This is a genomic window from Caulobacter sp. CCH9-E1 (assembly GCF_001556515.1).
In the GTDB taxonomy this organism is placed as follows: Bacteria; Pseudomonadota; Alphaproteobacteria; order Caulobacterales; family Caulobacteraceae; genus Caulobacter.
The window spans coordinates 1-4,220 of the sequence record NZ_LSJA01000091.1 but is presented as its reverse complement, the minus strand read 5'-3'; the positions used below and the strand labels follow the sequence as shown (position 1 = coordinate 4,220).

At 66.9% G+C, this 4,220-nt stretch carries 6 protein-coding genes; 4 read left to right on the top strand and 2 right to left on the bottom strand.

Translation table 11 applies throughout. The features are described 5' to 3' along the window. Positions 1 to 449, top strand: a 449-nt coding sequence (locus AX690_RS05415; protein WP_197426789.1) for a HAMP domain-containing sensor histidine kinase, incomplete at its 5' end; no start/stop codon positions are given. Here the strand turns inward: AX690_RS05415 and AX690_RS22725 are convergent. Continuing rightward, on the bottom strand, positions 409 to 741 hold the full coding sequence (locus tag AX690_RS22725; RefSeq protein ID WP_156449575.1) for a hypothetical protein: 333 nt from the start codon (positions 739 to 741) through the stop codon (positions 409 to 411). The genes AX690_RS05415 and AX690_RS22725 overlap by 41 nt on opposite strands. Before the next feature lie 379 nt (positions 742 to 1,120). On the opposite strand from AX690_RS22725, the gene fliQ reads away from it, so the two are divergent. The 3 genes from fliQ (at position 1,121) to AX690_RS05400 (ending at position 3,128) form a co-directional block, all read left to right on the top strand. Next, positions 1,121 to 1,387 carry a flagellar biosynthesis protein FliQ gene (gene fliQ / locus AX690_RS05410; RefSeq protein WP_197426790.1) on the top strand — a complete coding sequence of 89 codons (267 nt, stop codon included), beginning with the start codon at positions 1,121 to 1,123 and terminating at the stop codon, positions 1,385 to 1,387. A gap of 111 nt (positions 1,388 to 1,498) precedes the next feature. Continuing rightward, on the top strand, positions 1,499 to 2,155 hold the full coding sequence (locus AX690_RS05405) for a cytochrome c (protein WP_231732122.1): 657 nt from the start codon (positions 1,499 to 1,501) through the stop codon (positions 2,153 to 2,155). Positions 2,156 to 2,210: 55 nt separating this feature from the next. After that, the gene (locus tag AX690_RS05400) at positions 2,211 to 3,128 is read left to right on the top strand and encodes an NAD(P)/FAD-dependent oxidoreductase (protein WP_082769518.1); all 918 of its coding nucleotides are present in this window, start codon (positions 2,211 to 2,213) and stop codon (positions 3,126 to 3,128) included. 356 nt (positions 3,129 to 3,484) lie between these two features. Here the strand turns inward: AX690_RS05400 and AX690_RS05395 are convergent, their stop codons facing one another. Continuing rightward, the gene (locus tag AX690_RS05395; RefSeq protein ID WP_066730303.1) at positions 3,485 to 3,838 is read right to left on the bottom strand and encodes a hypothetical protein; all 354 of its coding nucleotides are present in this window, start codon (positions 3,836 to 3,838) and stop codon (positions 3,485 to 3,487) included. Positions 3,839 to 4,220: the final 382 nt, after the last annotated feature.

Genomic DNA, 4,220 nt, shown 5'->3' with positions numbered 1-4,220 from the left:
GGCAGCATCTCCTCCTTCGGCTTTCGCGGGCGCCGGCGCGCGGGGTTTCGAGCCTCCTCCTCCACGCGACCGCCAACCTGATCGACAACGCCATCAAGTACGGGAGCCCAGGTGGGCAGATCGTCGTCGCCACGGGAATCGAAGGTGCGGCCAGCAGCCTGACCATTGGCGATCAAGGGCCGGGGATCGCACCGGATGCGCGGGACCGGGCCGTACAGCGCTTCAGCCGGCTCGACGAGAGCCGCTCGACGCCCGGCAGCGGCCTGGGACTATCCCTCGTGGCGACCGTCGCGCGGGTCCATCGTGGCCAACTCGTGCTGGCGGACAATCAGCCCGGGCTCAGAGCGGAGCTACGTTTGCCGCTGAGCCCGGGCCGGGACCTACGCCCCGCCCGCGCGGCGAAGGAGATCACCGGTGAGACTGCCCGTGTGATCGGAACGGAAGGGTGAAGCGCGCGCCCCATCCGCCATAGGTGCGGTTGGGCGCGTATCCATAGACGCCGTATGGACGGGCGGGGCCGACCGCAGAATCGTAGCCGTGGCGGGCGCTGTAATCATAACGAGCGCCGCCGTAGTAGGCGCGATCGGCCTGATACGGTCTCGCGGCCCCATAAGGGTTTGCGCGCCAGGCGCTGGCCGATGGCGCATAAGGTGCGCCGGGATGGCCGTAAGGCTGTGCCGAGGCGGCCGAGGCGATCGTGAGGGCGGCCGTCGCAGCGGCGGCGGCAAGAAGGCGTTGCATGGCATGCTCCTTGGACTGGCCGACATGACGTCGGCGAACAGGACCGTTGTCGCCCACGTGGATGTCGTGAACCGAAAGCGGACGTGACATCGGATTTAGGCGATCGGGCGCGAGCTAAGGGGTCGGCCGGACCCGGCGCGTAATCCCATTAGCAATGCTGACAGAGGAATCCTGTGGTCCGCGAGAAGACGAGACCCGATCGCCTGAGCGGGCGCCGGCGCGGCCCGCTTTTCTGGACGGCGGCGCTCATCGTCGCCGCCGCTATTGTTGGATTGACCGCCTATGAAGTCGTTGGAACCAACACGCCCAACGCCGATGACCGAATCTGGATCTCCGACCCACATAGAGATTTCCACGGGTCTGCACCCGCGCCGCGGCGCTGATGGACGGCGCCGAGGTTCTCGACGTGGCGCGCGAGGCCATCTGGCTGACGGTGCAAATCTCGGCGCCGGTGTTGATCGTCGGTCTGGTCGTCGGCGTCGCGATTGGACTTCTGCAAGCCCTGACGCAGATCCAGGAGCAGACGCTCGTCTACGCCCCGAAGATCGTGGCCATCTTCATCGCGCTCTTGATCTTCCTGCCGATGATGGCCGCCCTGATGAAGGGCTTCATGGAGCACATCGCGCAGCGGATCGCGGCGATGTAGCGACGCGAGGCGGCGGCTGACCTCAAGACATTAAACCAAGTTCATGTTCGAGACAGGCGCCGCTCACGGCGGCCGGATCAATCTCAACGGAGCTCTCAGGGAGGCAAGACTATGCAGGTGATGGGGTGGGATCTGCGGCATCCGAGGACACATCTCGGGATCGCCGTCGTGCTGGGCGCGGCCGGGCTGCTCGCCGCCGTGGCTATTGGCGTGACCATCGGACTGGGGCTTTACAACATCGGCGCCGACGCGCCCCACACCCGGCCGGTCTACAGGGTGCTGGAAACCCTGCGCGACCGGTCGATCAGCGTCAGGGCGTCAGCGATCAAGCCGCCGGCGAACTTGAACGACCCCAAGCGGATCGCGAGCGGCGCGGGGCTGTACACCGAGATGTGCAGCGGCTGCCACCTGGCGCCTGGCCTCGAAAAAACCGAGATGAGCCAAGGGCTCTATCCGCAGGCCCCTGAGCTCTGGCGGCACGCAGACCTGACGGCTGGCGAGCAGTTCTGGGCGATCAAGCACGGGATCAAGATGACCGCCATGCCGGCCTGGGGACGAACCCACAGCGACGAGCTGATCTGGGACATGGTGGCCTTTGTCCGCCAGCTGCCCAGGATGTCGCCCGCGCAGTATCAGGCGGCCATCAAGAGCGCTCCAGCCGACCACGACGAGATGATGAATGAAGGCGGCGGTATGCCCGGGATGGCGATGCCGGGCATGACGATGCCGTCCAAAGAATCGGATGGTCATCCCGGGCACGAACACTGACGCGCGTATGCCGGAGGTTTCACAGCCGAACCAAGACGTCGACCCGGAGCTTTCAATGGACGACATCTTCGACTGTCTGATCCTTGGCGCGGGTCCGGCCGGCCTCGCCGCGGCGCTCTATCTGCGCCGGTTTCGCCGAACTGTCTTGGTCGCCGACGCCGGACAAAGCCGTGCGGCGTTGATCCCACGCAGTCACAACGTCCCCGGTTTCGCCGGGGGCATTCGCGGGCTGGACCTACTCGCCCAATTGCGCGAGCAGCTGGCGCCGTTCGGGCCGGTGGATTGGGCCGGTGAAGTGACCCGTTTGGAGCGCGTGGACGAAACCCTCTGGCGTGCGACTTTCGCGGATCGGGCGGTGCTCGGCCGCACTGTCCTGTTCGCCACCGGCGTAGTCGACCGGCGGCCGCCGATCTCCGAGCCCGAGCAGGCGATCCAGGATGGACTGCTTCGGTTCTGTCCCATCTGCGACGGGTTCGAAGCCATGCTGGATAGGATCGCGGTCATCGGCATGGACGATCACGCCGCAAGCGAGGCGCTGTTCCTCCGCGCCTACAGCCCCAGCGTCAGTTTGCTGACGCTCGGCCCGAACCATGGGGTCTCGCGGGCCAGTCGCGAGGCGCTCGACGCTGCGGGCGTACCGCTGATCGCCGCGCAGCCCGATACCCTGAAGGTCGAAGACGGCCGGCTGCACGCCTGGCGGATGGACGGATCACAGCTCGAACCGTTCGAAGTGGTCTACGGCGCCCTGGGCGTTGTTCCGCAGTCGGACCTCGCCGAGGCGATCGGCGTCGTCGTCGATGGTTCGGGATGCATCCTCGTGGATGAGCACCAGCGCACATTCTTGCCGAGCGTCTATGCCGCGGGAGACGTCGCACGGGGCCTCGATCAGATCAGCGTCGCTGTCGGTGAGGCGGCGATCGCCGCGACCTCCATTCACAATAGCCTCGCGCCTGTGCGCACCCTCCATGTCTGAGGTGTCGCGTAAGAGATCCGCGCGCTCACCAGCCGCAGTCTCGACCGTCACGGTCTATCACTTCACCTGTTCGACAGGCGGCTCCCCCGCCACGACGAACCGCTTGGCGACGCGCGAAGCGATTGAAGCCCTTCCCGGCGCCGCTCGCATCCTCTGCACCGGGATCGGCGTCGATCCCACGGCAGTGGAGAATGGGTTTCTGCGCGCGGACTATGACTGGACGTAAGGGGCGGCGAGCCGGTTCCGGTGCAACTGCGACAGTCGCTCCTCGCCCGCGGGCCGCGCGCTCAACTCGTCCGCGGAGGGCTCAAGCGTAGGGCAGCCTTCCCGGCAAACTGCCAAGCTCCGCAGCGTCGTCACCAACCATGGTGGTGGTCGACGTGGTCGGGATGATGATGGCCGCCGTATCCGTAGCCGGCATGTCCGCCACGACCGTAGCTGTAGCCCGGAACCACGCTTGGGCCGTACCAGACGCGCGTCCCCTGCGGGTAGACGTAGACCCGAGGGCCCGGCGTCCAATAAGGCGCAGAGTAGCCCGAGTAACCGGCGTCGCCGCGATAGGCGGGCGGATAGTCGCCTCGCGGATAGGTGCTGTAGCCATATTCCACCCATCTCCCCGCCGGGCCTCGCGGCATCCGGTCATGCGCGGACGCGACCGCGGGGAGCGCGACGGCCGCGCAAAGCAGGATCATCTTCAAACAACGGGTCATGGCGCGCCTCCTGTCGTCACCACAGGTCGTCCCGTCGAACGAGCGGCCTGCGTGGCGGAGAACGCCGAGGAAGTGGGACGCGACCGAGGCGGGTCGCGCCCCCTCCCCAGCGTGCGTCGCTGGCGGGGGATCGGGCCAGCGCAGCCACCAGAGCCGATCGGGGGCTCTAATCCGGGATACGCGCGACGTGGGCTGCAGCCCTCAAGCGCCGGGGTCTGCGCGAGCGCGAATCCACAGATTCGTCAGTAGCTGAGCCGCAGCGACAGCCGCACGGCGCGGGGCGAGCCGGGGGTGATGTTCGTATTACTGTTGGCGGCGGCGTAGTAGCCCTTGTCGAAGACGTTCTCGACGTTGAGCTGCGCCGACACCTGATCGGAGACCT